At 71.5% G+C, this 18052-nt stretch carries 15 protein-coding genes and 1 pseudogene; 1 reads left to right on the top strand and 15 read right to left on the bottom strand.

What is annotated here, in order from left to right; translation table 11 throughout:
• Positions 1 to 42: 42 nt before the first annotated feature.
• The 7 genes from ACFWP7_RS08070 to ACFWP7_RS08040 form a co-directional block, all read right to left on the bottom strand.
• Positions 43 to 3030: an AAA family ATPase gene (locus ACFWP7_RS08070; protein WP_384377837.1), complete on the bottom strand. Its 2988-nt coding sequence runs from the start codon at positions 3028 to 3030 to the stop codon at positions 43 to 45.
• 142 nt (positions 3031 to 3172) lie between these two features.
• A complete protein-coding gene (locus tag ACFWP7_RS08065; RefSeq protein WP_384377834.1) occupies positions 3173 to 4336 on the bottom strand; it encodes an exonuclease SbcCD subunit D in 1164 nt (387 codons plus the stop codon).
• 156 nt (positions 4337 to 4492) lie between these two features.
• On the bottom strand, positions 4493 to 4657 hold the full coding sequence (locus ACFWP7_RS08060) for a hypothetical protein (RefSeq protein WP_384377831.1): 165 nt from the start codon (positions 4655 to 4657) through the stop codon (positions 4493 to 4495).
• Positions 4658 to 4977: 320 nt separating this feature from the next.
• Positions 4978 to 5604, bottom strand: a complete 627-nt coding sequence (locus ACFWP7_RS08055; protein ID WP_384377828.1) for a YigZ family protein — start codon at positions 5602 to 5604, stop codon at positions 4978 to 4980.
• Between the two features lie 287 nt (positions 5605 to 5891).
• A complete protein-coding gene (locus ACFWP7_RS08050) occupies positions 5892 to 6020 on the bottom strand; it encodes a hypothetical protein (RefSeq protein WP_384377826.1) in 129 nt (42 codons plus the stop codon).
• 70 nt (positions 6021 to 6090) lie between these two features.
• Positions 6091 to 6636 (bottom strand): SixA phosphatase family protein, encoded by a 546-nt coding sequence (locus tag ACFWP7_RS08045; protein ID WP_384377823.1) that lies wholly within the window; start codon positions 6634 to 6636, stop codon positions 6091 to 6093.
• On the bottom strand, positions 6633 to 7313 hold the full coding sequence (locus ACFWP7_RS08040) for a hypothetical protein (protein WP_384377820.1): 681 nt from the start codon (positions 7311 to 7313) through the stop codon (positions 6633 to 6635). Before ACFWP7_RS08040 ends, ACFWP7_RS08045 begins: the two co-directional genes overlap by 4 nt.
• A gap of 253 nt (positions 7314 to 7566) precedes the next feature.
• Between ACFWP7_RS08040 and ACFWP7_RS08035 the strand changes: the two are divergent.
• Positions 7567 to 7743 (top strand): annotated as a pseudogene (locus ACFWP7_RS08035) (NmrA family transcriptional regulator); the annotation flags it as partial.
• Positions 7744 to 7867: 124 nt separating this feature from the next.
• On the opposite strand, the gene fdxA reads toward ACFWP7_RS08035, so the two are convergent.
• From fdxA to ptlA, 8 genes are all read right to left on the bottom strand, one after another.
• Positions 7868 to 8188, bottom strand: a complete 321-nt coding sequence (fdxA, locus tag ACFWP7_RS08030) for a ferredoxin (RefSeq protein ID WP_384377817.1) — start codon at positions 8186 to 8188, stop codon at positions 7868 to 7870.
• Between the two features lie 61 nt (positions 8189 to 8249).
• Positions 8250 to 9188 (bottom strand): 2-oxoacid:ferredoxin oxidoreductase subunit beta, encoded by a 939-nt coding sequence (locus tag ACFWP7_RS08025; RefSeq protein ID WP_384377814.1) that lies wholly within the window; start codon positions 9186 to 9188, stop codon positions 8250 to 8252.
• Entirely contained in the window at positions 9178 to 11052 is a 1875-nt protein-coding gene (locus tag ACFWP7_RS08020) for a 2-oxoacid:acceptor oxidoreductase subunit alpha (protein WP_384377811.1), read from the bottom strand. The genes ACFWP7_RS08025 and ACFWP7_RS08020 overlap by 11 nt, the downstream gene beginning before the upstream one ends.
• On the bottom strand, positions 11049 to 12230 hold the full coding sequence (gene ispG / locus ACFWP7_RS08015; RefSeq protein ID WP_384377808.1) for a flavodoxin-dependent (E)-4-hydroxy-3-methylbut-2-enyl-diphosphate synthase: 1182 nt from the start codon (positions 12228 to 12230) through the stop codon (positions 11049 to 11051). Before ispG ends, ACFWP7_RS08020 begins: the two co-directional genes overlap by 4 nt.
• Positions 12231 to 12429: 199 nt before the next feature.
• Complete coding sequence (locus tag ACFWP7_RS08010; protein ID WP_384377805.1) at positions 12430 to 14217, bottom strand: 1-deoxy-D-xylulose-5-phosphate synthase; 1788 nt, start codon at positions 14215 to 14217, stop codon at positions 12430 to 12432.
• Between the two features lie 29 nt (positions 14218 to 14246).
• On the bottom strand, positions 14247 to 15497 hold the full coding sequence (ispH, locus tag ACFWP7_RS08005) for a 4-hydroxy-3-methylbut-2-enyl diphosphate reductase (protein ID WP_384377802.1): 1251 nt from the start codon (positions 15495 to 15497) through the stop codon (positions 14247 to 14249).
• Complete coding sequence (gene ptlI, locus ACFWP7_RS08000; RefSeq protein WP_384377799.1) at positions 15494 to 16888, bottom strand: pentalenene oxygenase; 1395 nt, start codon at positions 16886 to 16888, stop codon at positions 15494 to 15496. The genes ispH and ptlI overlap by 4 nt, the downstream gene beginning before the upstream one ends.
• 112 nt (positions 16889 to 17000) lie before the next feature.
• Positions 17001 to 18014 (bottom strand): pentalenene synthase, encoded by a 1014-nt coding sequence (gene ptlA, locus ACFWP7_RS07995; RefSeq protein WP_384377796.1) that lies wholly within the window; start codon positions 18012 to 18014, stop codon positions 17001 to 17003.
• Between the last annotated feature and the right edge of the window lie 38 nt (positions 18015 to 18052).

The following is an 18052-nucleotide window of genomic DNA, read 5'->3' as shown; positions in this document are numbered from 1 at the left end:
GAGCCACCTGGCGACCGAGTGCTCGGGGCGCCGGTGACCGATTCAGTCCTGCTCGCCCCGCTGCCGTACGACCGAACCCGTTCTCCCCTTCACGACCTCCAACTGGGCGTGGATGCGGCGCCGCAAGTCAGCGACATGGCTGACGATGCCGACGCTGCGGTCACGCTCCCGCAGTGAGTCGAGTACGTCGAGGACCTCGTCAAGGGTCTGCTCGTCGAGGCTGCCGAAGCCCTCGTCGATGAAGAGCGTGTCGAGCCGCACCCCGCCGGCCTCGTCGGTGACGACGTCCGCGAGGCCGAGGGCCAGCGCGAGGGAGGCGAAGAACGTCTCGCCGCCGGAGAGCGTCGCCGTGTCACGCTCCCGGCCGGTCCAGGCGTCCACGACATGCAGTCCAAGACCGCTGCGGCCACGCCCGGCGCGGTCGTCGGAGTGGACGAGGGTGTAACGCCCGGAGGACATGCGCAGCAGCCGTGCGGTCGCGGCGGCGGCGACCTGTTCGAGGCGGGCGGCGAGGACGTAGGACTCCAGGCGCATCTTGCGCTCGTTGTCCGCCGATGTGCCGGCCGCGAGACCGGCCATGCGGGCCACCCGGTCGTACGCCTCCCGCAGTGGCGCCAGGCGGCGTACGGACGCGGTCGCGCGCGCGGACAACCGGTCGAGATCCCCGCAGCGCCGGGCCGCCGCGTCCTGCGCGGAGGCGGCCTCCCGCAGTCGGCGGGCTGCGGACTCGGCGGCCTGTTCGGCGGTCCGCAGGTCGGCGGGCGGCTGCTGGGCGGCGGCCACCGTGTCGGCCTCGGTGAGTACGGCCCGTACTGCCGCCTCCTCCGACTGCCAGGCGTCGAGCTGCCGTTGGAGCTCCCGGTGGGCCGTGTCGTCGAGCAGTGCGTCGGCGGCTGCCCTCGGCGTGTCGAACCCGGCGCGGAAGGCCGCGTCGGCGAGTCGCGCGTCGGCGTCCTTGAGCCGCTGCGCGGTGTCCTCGGCCGCGCGCACCGCGTCGGCGGCCTCGGTGAACAGCGCCGTCTGCCGCTCCAGCTGCGCGGCCCGCGCGGCCACGCTGCCCGCGGCACCCCGAGCCTGGTCCAACTCCTCCTCCAGCAAAGCCCTTTCCTGGTCGTTCCGGTCGCGGTGCGACACCCGGGCCGCGGCGCGGAGGGCGGCCTGCTGCTGGGCGGCCACCCGCCGTTCGTGTTCCAGCGCGGTCTGCGCGAGTCGCTCGCGAGCGGTGTGCAGCCCCGACGCGGCGGCGCGCGCCTCGGCGTGTTCCCGCTCCAACTCTCCGGCTCGCTCGGCGAGTTGCGCCGTGGGTGCGTCGCCCGCCTCCGCGGTCGCGGCGGCCAGCGCCTCCCGGACCAGGCCGAGCCGCCGCTCGGCCTCGGTGCGCTGGTCGTCGGCGAACTGATAGGCGGCGAGGGCCTGTTCCTCGGCCTGCCGGTCGACGTGCCCGGCGATCTTCTGTGCGGGCGCCGGGTGTTCGGTGCCGCCGCACACGGCGCAGGGTTCGCCGTCGACAAGACCGGCGGCGAGTTCCGCGGCGATGCCCTGGAGTCGCTGTTCCTTCAGATCGAGCCAGTGGGCGCGCGCGTCCGTGGCGCGTTCCCGGCAGGCGAGGGCCTGCTGCTGGGCGTCGTCCGTGTCGCGGGCGAACTGATCTCGCTGGCGGGCCGCGTTGAGCCGGGCCTGCGCGGGGTCGCGCTGCACGGCGAGCTGCTCGGCGCGCGTCGCCGCCCCCTGCGCGGACTCGATGCGCTCCTCGAACGCGGTCCGGGTCGCCTCCCAGGTGGCGAGCCAGCTCTCCGCCTCCAGGAGTACCTCCTCGTCGGCGCGCTCCTGTCGGTCCAGATCGACGCGCTCCGTGGCGAGTTCGGCCAGTCGGCGCTCGGCTCGGCGCGCCGATTCCAGCGCGCCCAGCTCCTCGGCCGCCCTGCGCGCGGCGGACACGAGTCCGGCGGCACCGGCTCCGGCGAACGTCTCCGGCAGAGCGGCACGCGTACGTGTCTCCTCGGCGGTCGCACGCCGGTGTTCGGTCTCGGCCCCGTCACGCAGGTCGAGCGCGGGGGCCACCGCCTCGGCCTTGCGGCCGCGCTCCATCCGCACCTGGGTCGCACGATGGGCATCGGCCCGCTCCTCCAGGCGCGCGGCCTGCTCTCGCGCCTGAGTGAACCGGCGCTGCAACCGGGCCACTTCGCGTACGTCGTCCAGTACGCGGCCCGCCGCGGCCTGCGCGGAATCGGCGGCCATACGCGCGCAGTGGGCGATGGTGAGCCGTTCACGTGCGGTGCTGCGGGCGACCGCGGCGCAGTTCAGGATGGCGTCGGCGAGACCCGGGTCACCCGGCGCGAGGTCGGGCAGCTCCATGGCGTCGCCTGCCGCCTGCTGCATGCGGTGTGCGTCGGCGAGCAACGCCGTGTCCCCGTCACGCACTTCGGCCTCGGCCGCGCGCCGTCGCTCGGCGAGCCGCTTCTCGACCTCGGCGAACCGGTGCGTGTCGAAGAGGCGTCCGAGGAGCTTGCCGCGGGCCTCGGCGTCCGCCCGCAGGAAGCGCGCGAAGTCGCCCTGGGGAAGCAGCACGACCTGGCAGAACTGCTCGCGGCTCATGCCGAGCAGTTGGGTGATCTCCTCGCCGATCTCCTGGTGGGAGCGGCTGAGGTCCTTCCAGGAGCCGGCCGACGCGTCGTACTCGCGCAGCCAGCTCTGGGCCTTCTCTGTCGTCGTGCCCGCGACGCGCTTCTTGGGCCGCTCGAAGGGCGGCTGCCGGGTGATCGCCAAGCGCCGTCCGGCGACGGTGAGTTCGAGGGTCACCTCGGTGCGCGTGGCGGGTGTCGCGTGGTCGCTGCGCAGCGAACCGCCCTGTCGGGCGCCCGGCACCGCTCCGTACAGCGCGAAGCAGACCGCGTCGAGCACGGAGGTCTTTCCCGCGCCTGTCGGCCCGTGCAGCAGGAAGAGCCCGGCGGCGGACAGCTCGTCGAAGTCGACCCGCTGGGTGCCGCCGAAGGGCCCGAACGCGGTGATGTCCAGGCGGTGCAGCCTCATCGGGCGGCCACCGTGGCGGCCCGTGGAGCTGCGGTCTCCCATGGAGGTGCTGTCTCAATTGGATGTCCGGTCTCCCATGGAGGTGCTGTCTCCAGTGGATGTCCGGTCTCCCGTGGAAGTGCCGTCTCCCGTTGCTGCGTCGTCACCGGGCGATCTCCCGTACGGCCTCGTCGGCGCGGACCGCGTCGAACGCGTCCCGCAGCACGGCCTGTTCGTGTGTGTCGGGTCCCGCGCCGCGCACGTGGGCAACGAAGTCCTCCGCGATCTGCTGTTCGCCGCGGCCCGCCAGACGCCGGGCGTAGGAGAGGTCCGGGTCCTGCGGTGACCTCTGCGGTTCGAAGACGAGGCTGAGCGTGTGCGGGAAGCGCTCGGTCAGCCGGGCCATGGGCTCGGCCGGGCGCACCGCGTCGGTGAGGGTCGCCTCGACCCACGCCTCCTCGTGCCTCTCCAGCTCCGGATCGGCGAGCAGTTCCTCCAGCTGTCCCCGGATGCGGGCGAGCGCCCGGGGGACGGGGCAGTCGATCCGCTCCGCGCCGAACAACCCCGCGGGGCCGAGGTCCACGAGCCACATGCTCTTGCGGTGATCGGTCTCCGAGAAGGAGTACGGCAACGGGGAGCCCGAGTAGCGCACGCGCTCGGTGATGGTCTGGCTGCCGTGCAGATGCCCGAGCGCGGTGTAGTCGACGCCGTCGAAGACCCCGGCGGGCACGGCGGCGACCCCGCCGACCGTGATGTCCCGCTCGCTGTCGCTGACCTGGCCCCCGGTGACGAAGGCGTGGGCGAGGACCACGGAGCGGGTGCCGGGCGCACGCGCGCCGAGGTCGGCGCGGACCCGGTCCATGGCGGCGCCGAGCACCGCCTCGTGGCCCGCCTTCTCCACCCCGAACTCGTCCTTCACCAGGGCCGGTTCGAGATACGGCAGTCCGTAGAAGGCGACGTCACCATGCGAGTCGGCGAGCACCACGGGCGTGCCACAGGCCGAGGCCTCCGTGCGCAGGTGGATGCCCGCGCGCCCGATGAGCCCTGCGCCGACGCCGAGCCGACGCGCCGAATCATGGTTCCCCGAGATCATCACCGTCGGCACGCCGAGGTCGGCCAACCGGTGCAGGACGTCGTCGAAGAGCTCGACCGCGGCCAGCGGCGGCACCGCCCTGTCGTACACATCCCCCGACACGACCACCGCGTCCACATCACGCTCACGCGCGGTCGACACCAGGTGACGGATGAACTCGGACTGGGCATCGAGCATGTTCACCCGGTGGAACGCCCGGCCGAGATGCCAGTCGGAAGTGTGCAGAAATCTCAAGAAACCGCTCCGACCTGCACGTTCGCCCCTACTACGCCTCTAGACCCAGCACGAACCAGCACGGGCTCGTCGTCAGCACCCACCACGCTAACGCCTCCCGTCCCCTGGTCCACCACTGACCGCAGATTGCCAGACCTCTCCGTACGCCACGGCGCATCAGTTCAGGAGCGCGATGACACCCTCGACCAGGAGCGCCACCAGGTTGATCCCGAAAGGGACGGCCAGGAGAAACTCAGCTCTTCCCGATGCCTCGGTCTCGCGCACGTCCGCGGGTGTGGCCTCGTCCGCGTGTCGGCGTCCCTGTCCCAGCGTCGCGATCACCTTCCGGTGACGGCCGAAAGACGGCCGGCGGCTGAACGCCTGGACCGGCACCCTGCGGCCATCGGCCAGGTCGAGGGAGAGCTTGGCCGGGCGACCGAAAATGAACTGGGGTAAATCAGGAGGAATTAACGGAGAACCAGTTCACGAAGCCGGTGCACAATATTCCACCGGCGCAGGGCTGTCCGCCGCCCACACAACCAGCACGGATCCAGCCCGGAAGGGGTTTCCACGGGGCCGGCAGGCGCTGCCAGGTCAGCACCGAATCGGTACGGGGTCGGACATCACGGGCGACTACTCCCGTATCGGCCCCGGTTCCTCACCTACACGTCCCCGTACACCTCGCCGCCGAGTTCCAACCCGGCAGTCCCGGCGGTGGCATCGGCCAGCCACGCCCGGAACGGCTCCACCTCCGTGTCGGGCAGCCCGATCTCGATCGTGACCGCCTCGCCGTAGCGAACGTCACGCACCTGGCGCCCGGTCGAGCGCAGATCGTTCTGGACCTTGCCGGCCCGCTGGTGGTCGACGGTCACCGTGGCCAGCCGGAACCTCCGGCGTGTGAGGGACCCCAGGGTGTCCAGCGCCTCGCCCACCGAGCCGCCGTACGCCCTGATCAGTCCGCCCGCGCCGAGCTTGACCCCGCCGTAGTAGCGGGTGACGACGGCGACGACGTATCGCATGTCGCGGCGCAGCAGCATCTGGAGCATGGGGGCGCCCGCAGTGCCGCCCGGTTCCCCGTCGTCGCTCGCCTTCTGGACGGCGGCGTCGGCTCCGATGACGTACGCGAAACAGTGGTGGGTGGCGTCGGCGTGCTCCTTGCGGACGCGAGCGATGAAGTCCCGGGCCTCTTGCTCGGTGGCGGCCGGGGCGAGGGCGCACAGGAAACGGGAGCGGTTGACCTCGGTCTCGTGCACGCCCGCGCGGGCCACTGTGCGGTACTCGTCCTGCATCACGCCAGCGTATGCGTCCCACGCGCGCGCATGGGGCACGCCGACGTCACCACCCGGTCGCCCCGGCGGGAGTGTGCACATGGAGAGCTCCGAGACAGACGCGCCCGGCCATCCCGAGCCGTGCGCTGACGGGCGCGGCTCTTGAAGGACTTCAAGGGGGCCGTCGGCATCGCCGCGGTGCTCGTGGGTGCGTATCGCACCTGGTTCGCGGGGGCCTCGGCCTCGTACCGCGTCGTCTGCCGCGCTACGGCGCGGTCCGCCCGCGGAGAGCGGACCGCGCCGGCCGACTACTTGTACGCGCCGGCCACGATACTCGGCGTCACGGTGTCACCGTCCGCGGCGAGCGCGGTCCCGGTACCTGCGAACGCGATGGCGATCCCGGCCGCGATGACGGCGATGCGTGCGAGCGTGGTCATAACTACCTCCCGTTGGTTGTAGCTACCAACGCTACCGAATCCGGAGCACGAACCCCGGGTTCCACGTGGGTCAGGCGTGCTTCTTGCCTCTCGGCACGACCAGGTCCGTCAACAGCGCCGTGCCGGGGGCGAGTTCGTTCCAGCTGACGCCGTGCCAGGCGAGGATCGCGACGGCCGAGGTCGGGAACTTCGTCCGTACGTCGTCCAGCGCGTCGCCGAGGCTGTCTCCGGCCAGGTCGAGCACCAGCTCCGCCAAGCCCGGGTTGTGCCCGATCAGCAGCAACGTCAGTACCTGATCCGGGACTTCGGACACCGCTGCCAGCAACTCCGGTACGTCGGCGCCGTACAGCCGCCGTTCCAGGCGCACGGGAGGCGGAGGACCCCACTGCGCGGCGGCCAACTCCCAGGTCTGCCGGGCCCGTACGGCGGTCGAGCACAGCGCGAGGTCCGGGAGGCGGTCGGCCTCGGCGAGAGTGCGACCGGCGGCCGGGGCGTCGCGGAGGCCGCGTGGCCCGAGGGGCCGTTCGTGGTCGGCCACGCCCGTGGGCCAGGCGGACTTGGCGTGCCGCAGGACAACGAGTCTGCGCAGCGGGACTGTCCCGGCGCCGCCGATCACAGCACCGACCCGATGTCGCGGGTGAGTTCGAGCCCGAGAAGTCGGTCCGCGTAAGCGTACGTCTCGAAGCGGGCGCCATACGGAACGTCCTCGGCGCTCTCCACCCGCCGTAGCACGTCGAGTACGGCGGGCACGTCGAGGTCGTCCTCCCACGCGGCCCGCAGTTCCTGCCGTACGGCTTCGGGGACGGGCTTGGACGGACGCGTCGCCCAGGTGGCGACCGCCTTCCGCCAGCGCGCGAGCGTCTCGCGAGCGCCTTCGAGGTCGGCGGCGGCGAGGTCGACGGGCTCCCGGCGCGGGGTCGCGAGCAGGATCATGCGCAGCAGCGCCGGATCGGCCGTGCCGGTGACCGGCGCGACCTCGACCCGGATGCCCTCCGTGGCGGTGTCTCCCGGCGCGAGGACATGAAGGGCCGGGCCCGCGCCGACCGTACCCGCTTCGCCGCGGCGGATGCCGAGCGCGTCGGCGCGCGCCCGGAGTTCCGCGGGCGGGTCGGCCGCGGTGACGGCGGGTGTCCCGCCGAGTTCCAGGGCCCGGGCGAGCACATCGGCGACCAGCAGCACCCGCAGCGCGGATGTGTCGGTCCCCGGCAGATGCACCTGGACACGGGCCAATACCCGTCGGGCGCGGACGGCATCGGTGGACTCGCCTGTTCGAACGTCGGTGATACGCAGCACGGAGTGAGCGTAGGCGGGCGGAGGGCCGCGCGCAGGGATGTGGGACCCATTCAGGACAGCACCGGCGGCCGGAGTCCCCACAGGGACGGCCGCTCACCCGACCGAAACCCTGGTCCCATCTGGGAGGGGCCGGGGGTCGTGGGCTGTTGCCGGGCGCAGTGGCCCCTCCACAGGAGTGACGAGGCGCCCGGACGGAGGAGGCCGACCACACCAAGGCTTTCGACGCGTACGAGAAGGTGATCTGAGGCCGTTCGTTCCCCCGAACGCCTCCCTGGCCCCGTACGACGGCTTCAGCGGCTTCACCCGCCCCGCCGTGAAGGCGCTCGCTGCCCACGGTGCCGGCCATGTCGTCAGGGCCTCGGTGCTCGGCCGTGGTACCTCGGTCGCCGACCCCGCCGGCCTGGTCACCGCCTCCCTCGCCATGGACGACCGCAAGGAAGACGGTGGTGAGTTCGGGGGAGCCGTCCGGGCGGCAGGGACCTACCGACTGCGTCAGGTTGACCTTGCCCGGCGCCCGGACGGTGACCCCGCCCGGCGGCCCCCTCCGGCCTGGCTCATGCCGTACGGACCGGCTGTCCGGCGACGAGCGGGTGGTCGCGCTCGACCGGGCCGAGGCCGCCGGCGCCGCCGGGCGAACCGAGGTCGTCGAAGAACTCGACGTTCGCCTTGTAGTAGTTCGTCCAGTCCTCAGGCACATCGTCCTCGTAGAAGATCGCCTCGACGGGGCAGACCGGTTCGCAGGCGCCGCAGTCGACGCATTCGTCCGGGTGGATGTACAGGGACCGCCGGCCCTCGTAGATGCAGTCGACGGGGCATTCCTCGATGCAGGCCTTGTCCTTGACGTCCACACAGGGCTGGGCGATGACGTAGGTCACGGATGCTTCCTTTGCTTCCTTTTGTTCGTGTCGCTGTCGGTGTGCGGTTCCCGTCGGGGGCTCAGGCCCCGACCGTCCAGGTGTCGTTGCCGGCCAGCAGCGCGGTCAGGTCGCCCCGGCCCCGCTCGGCGACGGCCCGCTGCAACTGGTCGTCCATCAGCCGGTCGTAGGCGGGGCGCCGTACGTCGCGCAGAACGCCGATGGGGGTGGGCTGCCGCAGCCGGGAGAGAGCGAAGGCGGCGGTGGGGTCGGGGGCCGCGACGTCGTGGACGACCTCGTCGGCGTCCGGGGTGAGCCGGTAGGGCTTGCCGTGCTCCAGGCACAGCAGGGCGTCGTCGCGGGTGGCGGGGTCCTTGAGCGCGGCGAAGGCGCCGTCGTTGAAGATGTTGCAGTTCTGGTAGATCTCCACCAGGGCCGTGCCGGGGTGGGCGGCGGCCTGGCGCAGGACGTCCGTCAGGTGCTTGCGGTCGGAGTCGATCGTGCGGGCGACGAAGGATGCCTCGGCGCCGATGGCCAGCGACAGCGGGTTGAACGGCTCGTCGAGGGAGCCCATCGGGCTCGACCTGGTGACCTTGCCCTGCTCGCTGGTCGGCGAGTACTGGCCCTTGGTCAGCCCGTAGATCTGATTGTTGAACAGCAGGATCTTGAGGTTGACGTTGCGGCGCAGGGCGTGGATCAGATGGTTGCCGCCGATCGACAGCGCGTCGCCGTCGCCGGTGACCACCCACACCGACAGGTCGGGGCGGGCGCAGGCCAGGCCGGTGGCGATGGCGGGGGCGCGGCCGTGCACGGAGTGCATGCCGTAGGTGTTCATGTAGTAGGGGAAGCGGGAGGAGCAGCCGATGCCCGAGACGAAGACGATGTTCTCGCGCGCGATGCCCAGCTCCGGCATGAAGCCCTGGACGGCGGCGAGGATCGCGTAGTCCCCGCAGCCGGGGCACCAGCGCACCTCCTGGTCGGACTTGAGGTCTTTCGCGGTGAGCGCGAGGTCAGTGGGCACCGGAAGCCTCCGTGTTTTCTGCGGTCTCCTCGATCACGGCGGCCAGCTGCGCGGCCTTGAACGGCATGCCGGAGACCAGGGTGTGGGAGCGCACGTCCACCAGGAACCGCCCGCGCAGCAGCAGCGCGAGCTGGCCGAGGTTCATCTCCGGGACCAGGACCCGGTCGTAACGGCGCAGCACCGCGCCGAGGTTGGCGGGGAAGGGGTTGAGGTGGCGCAGATGCGCGGTGGCGACCCGGCCCCCGGCTGCCCGCACCTCACGTACGGCCGCGGTGATCGGCCCGTACGTCGACCCCCAGCCCAGCACCAGGAGCCCGGCGTCCCCTGACGGGTCGTCGACCTCCAGGTCGGGTACGGCGATGCCGTCGATCTTGGCCTGGCGGGTGCGGACCATGAAGTCGTGGTTGGCGGGGTCGTAGGAGATGTCGCCCGTGCCGTCCTGTTTCTCGATGCCACCGATGCGGTGTTCCAGGCCCGGGGTGCCCGGCAGCGCCCAGGGGCGGGCCAGGGTCTCGGGGTCGCGCAGGTACGGCCAGAAGGAGCCGTCGGGGCGGTTCGGGGCGGTGGCGAACTCCACCCGCAGATCGGGCAGTTCGGCCACGTCGGGGATGTGCCAGGGCTCGGAGCCGTTGGCGAGGTAGCCGTCGGAGAGCAGAAACACCGGGGTGCGGTAGGTCAGGGCGATCCGCGCCGCCTCCAGGGCCGCGTCGAAGCAGTCGGCCGGGGTCTGCGGGGCGATCACCGGTACCGGGGCCTCGCCGTTGCGGCCGAACATCGCCTGGAGGAGATCCGCCTGTTCGGTCTTGGTCGGCAGGCCGGTCGAGGGGCCGCCGCGCTGGATGTCGACGACCAGGAGGGGGAGTTCGAGGGAGACGGCGAGACCGATGGTCTCCGACTTGAGGGCCACGCCCGGACCGGACGTCGTCGTCACCGCCAGCGATCCGCCGAAGGCGGCGCCGAGGGCCGCGCCGATGCCGGCGATCTCGTCCTCCGCCTGGAACGTGCGCACATCGAAGTTCTTGTGCCGCGCCAGCTCGTGCAGGATGTCCGAGGCCGGGGTGATCGGGTACGAGCCGAGGAACAGCGGCAGCTGCGCGCGCTCGGCGGCGGCCACCAGGCCCAGAGCGAGGGCCAGGTTGCCGGAGATGTTGCGGTGGCGGCCCGGGGTGAAGGCGTTCTTCGCCGGGGCGACCTCGTAGGAGACGGCGAAAGACTCGGTGGTCTCGCCGTAGTTCCAGCCCGCCTGGAAGGCGGTCACGTTGGCCTCGGCCAGTTCCGGCTTCCTGGCGAACTTGGTGCGCAGGAACTTCTCGGTGCCCTCGGTGGGCCGGTGGTACATCCAGGACAACAGGCCCAGCGCGAACATGTTCTTCGCCCGCTCCGCGTCCTTGCGGGTGAGCCCGGAGTCCTTGAGTGCCTCGACGGTCAGCGTGGTCAGCGCCACCGGGTGGACCCGGTACGCCTCCAGCGTGGCGTCTTCCAGCGGGCTGGTGCTCCAGCCCACCTTCGCGAGGGCTCGCCGGGTGAACTCGTCGGTGTCGACGATGACTTCGGCGCCGCGCGGCAGATCGGCCAGGTTGGCCCTGAGCGCGGCCGGGTTCATCGCGACCAGGACGTCCGGGGTGTCGCCGGGGGTGATGATGTCGTGGTCGGCGAAGTGCAGCTGGAACGAGGAGACCCCGGGCAGGGTGCCTGCGGGGGCGCGGATCTCGGCGGGGAAGTTCGGGAGCGTCGACAGGTCGTTGCCGAATCCGGCCGTCTCCGCCGTGAACCGGTCTCCGGTCAGCTGCATGCCGTCGCCGGAGTCACCGGCGAAGCGGATCACGACCCGGTCGAGCTGTTTGACGGTGGCCGGTGTGCTCACTTGGCGCTCTCCTGCCGGGCGGAGGGGGCGGCCGCGGAGGAGTCGTCGCCGTCGCCGTCATCTTCGGTCTGCCGCATCAGCTCGGCGAGCTTGAACGCCTCCTCGATGAGCGTCTCGACGATCTTCGACTCGGGGACGGTCCTGACGACCTCGCCCTTGACGAAGATCTGCCCCTTGCCGTTGCCGGAGGCGACACCGAGGTCCGCTTCCCTGGCCTCGCCCGGGCCGTTCACCACGCACCCCATGACGGCCACACGCAGCGGGATATCCATGCCCTCCAGTCCGGCCGTGACCTCTTCGGCCAGCTTGTACACGTCGACCTGGGCGCGTCCGCAGGACGGGCAGGACACTATCTCCAGGCCGCGCTGCTTGAGGTTCAGGGACTCCAGGATCTGGAGGCCGACCTTGACCTCCTCGACGGGCGGCGCGCTCAAGGAGACACGGATGGTGTCGCCGATGCCCTGGGACAGCAGCGCGCCGAACGCGACAGCTGACTTGATGGTGCCCTGGAAGGCGGGACCCGCCTCCGTCACACCGAGGTGCAGTGGGTAGTCGCACTCCGCCGCGAGCTGCTTGTACGCCTCGACCATGACGACGGGGTCGTTGTGCTTGACGGAGATCTTGATGTCCCGGAAGTCGTGCTCCTCGAAGAGCGACGCCTCCCACAGCGCGCTCTCGACCAGCGCCTCCGGGGTGGCCTTGCCGTACTTCTTCAGCAGCCGGCGGTCGAGCGAGCCCGCGTTGACCCCGATGCGGATCGGCGTGCCGTGATCCTTGGCGGCCCGCGCGATCTCGCGGACCTTGTCGTCGAACTGCTTGATGTTGCCCGGGTTGACGCGCACGGCCGCGCAGCCGGCCTCGATGGCGGCGAAGACGTACTTCGGCTGGAAGTGGATGTCCGCGATCACCGGGATCTGCGACTTGCGCGCGATCGTCGACAGGGCGTCGGCGTCCTCCTGGGTGGGGCAGGCGACGCGGACGATCTGGCAGCCGGACGCGGTGAGTTCGGCGATCTGCTGGAGGGTCGCGCCGATGTCGGACGTGCGGGTCGTGGTCATGGACTGGACCGAGACCGGGGCGTCGCCGCCCACGGGTACGGTCCCTACGTGGATCTGACGGCTGGTACGTCGTCGGGCCGGCCTCGGCGGCACCGTCGGCACTCCTAGAGCGACAGGCATGACAGTTCCCCAAGTTGGTCGGCCGGTCCGGGCGGACCGGGATGTGGCTGATGACTGTGTGCCGTTGAGAGCTGTGGAAGTGCGGGAGACAAGGCGCGGTGTCGGGAGTGGGCGCGCCTCGCCGGCAGCTGGGTCACGGGCGGTCGGCGGGGTCGTCACCGTGCGGGTGGGCGCCGACCGCCCGTCGGGGTGCCCGGTGTCAGCCGACGGCGAGGGAGGCGGTGGCTCCCTGCCGGGCCTGCCAGCCGGAGGGCAGGGCCTCCAGCAGCGCGTGGGTGAGGTGGCGGGGGGTGAGGCCGCTGGCCTCCATGACGTCGGCCCGTGAGCCGTGGTCGAGGAAGCGCTGCGGGATACCGAAGACGTGCACCGGCAGCCCCGGCTTGGCGTCGTTCAGCGTCTGGGCGACGCACGCCCCGACCCCGCCGACCCGGCCGCTGTCCTCCACCGTGGCGACCAGCAGATGACCGAGGGCGAGCCCGGTCAGCTCGGGCGGCACCGGCTTGATCCAGCGGGGGTCCACGACGGTGACGCCGACGCCCCGCTCGGCCAGCCGTTCGGCGACGTCGAGACAGGTGACTGCCATGGCGCCGACGGAGACCAGGAGAATGTCGGGACGCTCGCCGCGGTGCAGGACGTCCAGCTCGGCGTAGACGTCCACGGCCGGGATGTCCGCTCCGCTGGAACCCTTGGGGAAACGCAGGGCGGTGGGCCCGTCGTCGCAGGCCACGGCCTCCCGCAGAGCGCGGCGCAGGGTGGCGGCGTCGCGTGGGGCGGCCAGTCGTAGTCCGGGCACCAGGTTCAGCAGCGACAGGTCCCACATGCCGTTGTGCGAGGGGCCGTCGTCGCCGGTCACGCCGGCCCGGTCCAGGGCGAAGGTGACCGGGGCGCGGTGCAGGGCCACGTCCATCAGGAGCTGGTCGAAGGCCCGGTTGAGGAAAGTGGAGTACAGCGCGACGACCGGGTGCACCCCGCCGAGGGCGAGCCCCGCGGCGGCGGTCACGGCATGCTGTTCGGCGATGCCTACGTCGATGACGCGCTCGGGGTGGCGGCGGGCGAACTCGCTGAGCCCGGTCGGGTCGAGCATGGCCGCGGTGATGGCGACCACGTCCGGCCGGTCGGCGGCGAGGTCGGCCAGCTCGTTGCCGAACACGGACGTCCAGCTGGGTGCGCCCCCCGGTTTCTGGGCGGAGGCGGCGCGCACGGCGTGGAAACGGTCCGTGTCGTCCTGTTCGGCGGGGAGGTGTCCGCGGCCCTTCTCGGTGACGCAGTGCACCACCACGGGCTTGCGCAGAGCGACGGCCACGCGCAGCGCCCTCTCCACGGCCTCGATGTCATGGCCGTCCACCGGGCCGACGTAGGCGAGCCCCAGGTTCTCGAACAGGGCTTGCCCGGCGTCGCCCGCGCGGAGATCGGCGAGGTGTCCGGCGAAGGCGCCGACGGTGGGGGCGTAGGAGCGGCCGTTGTCGTTGAGGACCACGACGACGGGGCGTTCGGGGGCGGCCGCGATGTTGTTGAGGGCCTCCCAGGCCATGCCTCCGGTGAGCGCGCCGTCGCCGATCACGGCGACCACGGCACGGTCGCCGTGTCCGAGCAGGGCGTTGGCGCGGGCGAGGCCGTCCGCCCAGGACAGGGAGGTCGAGGCGTGGGAGTTCTCGATGACGTCGTGCTCGGACTCGGTGCGGCACGGGTAGCCCGACATGCCGCCGGTACGGCGGAGCGTGGCGAGGGCTTCGGTACGGCCGGTGAGGATCTTGTGGACGTAGGCCTGGTGGCCGGTGTCCCACAGGATCTTGTCGCGGGGGGAGTCGAAGACGCGGTGGAGGGCGATGGACAGTTCGACGACCCCGAGGTTGGGGCCGAGGTGGCCGCCGTTGGCGGTGCAGGTGTCCACCAGCAGCCGCCGGATCTGCGGCGCCAGTTCGCGGGCCGCGTGCGGCGACAGGGCGCGCAGGTCCTCCGGGCCCCGGATCTCCTCCAGGTGTGGCATGGCGCAACCCTCTTTCTCCGGTGGTGAATTCATCGCACCCCGCCAGGCGTGGGCGAGACTCCGCCAGGTGATGGCGAGACCCCGCCAGGCGCGGGCGAAACCTCCCCGGACATGGACGAGACCCCGCCACCTGTCAGCGAACCCCCGCCTGGCCCGGGCAAGACCCCACCGGCCCCAGGCGAAACCCCTCCGAGTGATGACGAGACCCCGCCAGGCGCGGGCGAAACCTCCCCGGACATGGGCGAGACCCCGCCACCTGTCAGCGAACCCCCGCCGGGCCCGGGCAAGACCCCGCCAGGTGTCGGCGAGACCTCGCCGGCCAGCGGTGTCTGCGGGACGCGGCCGGTGACCGGGTCGGCCAGTCGGCCGGGCATGGAGAACACGACGTCCTCGGCGATGCCCTGCTGGAGCTCGACCTGGTCGAAGCCGAGTTCGGCGAGCCGGGCGACGAGCCCGTCGACGAGGATCTCCGGGGCGCTGGCCCCGGCGCTGATGCCGACCGAGGACACGTCCTTCAGCCAGGCCACTTCGAGGTGCTGTTCGTCGGGCACCAGATGGGCCGCGGCGCCGTGGTCGCGGGCCACCTCGACCATACGCAGCGAGTTGCTGGAGTTGTGCGAGCCGACGATCAGGACCAGGTCGTTGTCGCGTGCGAGGCCCTTGACGGCGTTCTGCCGGTTCTGGCTGGCGTAGCAGATGTCGTCGCCGGGGGTGATCAGGTCGGTGAAGCGGGCGCGCAGGGCCTCGACGACGCGCTGGGTCTCGTCGAACGAGAGGGTGGTCTGGGTGAGGACGGCGACCGGGGTGTCGTCGGGCAGGCCGAGACGCCGTACGTCGTCCTCGGTCTCGATGACGACGATCCGGTCGGGAGCCTCGCCGAGGACGCCCTCGACCTCCTCGTGGCCCTCGTGCCCGACGAGGAGGATGGTGCGCCCGTCGCGGGCGAAACGCACCGCCTCCTGGTGGACCTTGGAGACCAACGGGCAGGTGGCGTCGATGACTTCGAGCTGCCGGCCGGCGGCGGCGGAGCGCACTCCGGGGGAGACACCGTGCGCGGAGAACACACAGACCGCGCCCTGCGGGACCTCCTCCTCGTTGTCGACGAAGACCGCGCCGCGCTTTTGCAGCTCCGAGACGATGTAGTGGTTGTGCACGATCTCCTTGCGCACGTACACCGGCGCCCCGTGCACGTCCAGCGCCCGCTCGACGATGCCGATGGCGCGCCGTACGCCCGCGCAGAAGCCGCGCGGCTGGGCCAGGACGATGTTCCTTTCGCTCACGTCACGTCACCCCCTGCGGGTACGGGGACGGCGGAGGTCATCCGGCGCGGGGTACGTGCGTCCAGCCTCAGGCGCAGTCGGCGAGGGTGATAGACGGTGGCCAGCGGAACCGGGCGGATGTCCATGCCGGGCTCGCAGCTGACCCGCCAGCGGCCGAGGATGGTGGCGAGCCCCAGGATGGCCTCGGTGCGTGCGTAGAGGTCGCCGATGCACTTGCGGGCGCCGGTGCCGAACGGCACGTAGGCGTGGCGGGAGGCCGGGGCGATACGGTCCGGGAGCCAGCGGTCGGGGTCGAACTTCTTGGGATTGTCGAAGGCGTCCTCGTACTGGGCGACCGCGGCGGGGCTGAAGACGATGGTGGAACCGGTGGGCAGCTGCCGGCCCGCGAGTTCGGTCGGGGAGGCGGTGAGGCGGGTGAACAGCCAGGCCGGCGGGTGCAGGCGCAGTGTCTCGGTGATGATCCGGTCGGCCAGGGAGAGGTTCGGCAGGTCGTCCCACTCCGGGGCGCGGCCGTCGAGGACGGCGTCGATCTCGTCGTAGAGCGCGGCCTCGATCTCCGGGTGCTGGGAGAGGAGGTAGAAGACCCAGGTGAGGGTGCCGGCGACGGTCTCCGTGCCGGCCGCCATGACGGTGATGACCTGGTCGTGGATCTCCTTGTCGCCGAGCCGGCCGCCGTCGTCGTCGCGGGAGGCGATCAGCGCGGCGAGCAGGTCGTCGCGCTCGATGTCGGAGCTGCGGTAGTCGTCGATGAGCTGCTGGGTGGTCTCGTGCAGGAAGTCCAGGTTGCTCTTGTACCGGCGCTGGGAGGGCAGCGGCAGCCGGCGGATCGCGGCCGGCAGGAACATCTGCCGGAACAGGCCGTTGAGCACGACGTCGAAGGAGCGTTCCACCTTGGCCGTCAGCTCGGGGCTGACGGGTGTGGAGTACAGGGTGCGGCCGACCGTACGCAGGGCCATGCCGTACATCTCCTGGAAGGCGTCGACGACCATGCCGTCCTGCCAGCGTGACGCCGTGTCCTCGATCTCGGCGTGCATCGCCTCGGCGTACTGTTTGAGCTGGCCGCGGGTGAACGCCGACTGCATCAGCCGGCGCTGGCGGCGGTGGTCGGCGAACGGGCAGGTGACCAGGCCGTTGCCGGCGATGTCCCGGGCGCGGTCGTAGAAGATGCCGCCCTTGTCGAAGGTGCGGTCGTTGGTCAGGACGTGCCGCAGCAGTTCGGGGTGGGTCGGGACGTAGGCCTTGGTGGGACCGATCTTGATCTCCACCAGGTCGCCGTGGGCCGACAGCGAGGTCATGAAGTTCACGGGGTGACGCATCATCTGGAGGGCATGTCCCACGACGGGGAGCGCCCCGGGCGCCGCTCCCGCCGAAAAGGTGGTCTGCTCGGTCATTCGATTCTCAACTTCCCGTCATTACTGATCTGTTGACAGCTGTTCCGGTCTGTTGACAGCTGGGCGACCTCGACGACCTGGCGCGGGTGCGTGGTCCTGGTCGGCGATGCTGCTAGCGAGCGGTGCTGCCGAGCTCCTCCAGGTAGCCCTGGGCACCGGCGGCGAGCGCGAACTCGGCGTCGTAGCGGCCCGAGGAGCGGTGCCAGTCGTAGGAACCGCGGATCACGGTGCGCACGGCGTCGTCGCGGTAGCGCTCCAGGGCCTCGCGCTCGGCCTCGTCGAGCCGGTAGATGTCGCCGACCTGCGGCAGGCAGGACTCCAGCAGCAGGTACTGCTCCAGGCGGACGCGCACCTCGCTCTGGATGTGGGCGACGCTGCGGTCCTTGGACCAGCCGTGCTCCCGGCGCAGGATCATGACCATGTTGTTCTGCTCGCCGCGGGCCTCTTCCTTCTCCAGCGAGGCGATGTCGTTGAGCAGCAGATTGACGTCGACGGCGATCTGGAGCATCGCGGAGAGCACGGCACTGTCGAAGACCCGGTGCGGCACCTCGAAGCGGCCCGCGCGCTCGGCGAGGTCGACCGTCGGCTGCACCCCGATGGTCTGCCGGCGCACGGCCAGGTACTGGGCGGCGGAGTTGTACGGCGTGTCCCAGTGGCGGCTCTCCGCCTCGTCGACGTAGCCGTCGAAGTAGCTGCGCCAGTGCCGGGCGCTGCGCGCGCACCAGGCGGGTGTCATGCCCTCGCTGGTGCGCCGCCAGATGTCGGCGAAGCCGTGGGCGATGGGGGGCGCGGTGTCGGGGAGGGGGCCGTCCAGCGCCGCCGCGACCGCGTCGGTGAGCTGCTTGGTCTCCTGCGGGTTCTCGCCGCGCGGCCCGTCGAAGAGGTCGTCGAAGAGGAAGAACCACGACATCAGGTCGACGCCCAGGTCCAGATCGGCGCCCGTGGCGTGGGCGTAGAACCGAGAGGCCAGGTCGGCATAGCCGCCGCGCAGATGGCGCTCGGCCGCCGCCTCGGACTTGATCAGCCCGAGCGCGCGCGGCCATACGAGCTGTTCGGCGTCGGCACGGGAGTGGTCCGGGCTCTGTCGGCCCGGCAGGGGTATGTGGAAGTCGACGTCTTGGGGCATGGGGAAATCCTTGGGAGTGGGTTGCGGAGAAGCAGCGG

It is taken from the genome of Streptomyces sp. NPDC058470 (genome assembly GCF_042721055.1).
GTDB lineage: Bacteria > Actinomycetota > Actinomycetes > Streptomycetales > Streptomycetaceae > Streptomyces.
Note: the sequence above shows the minus strand (reverse complement) of the source record. Positions and strands in the feature narration are given on the sequence as shown.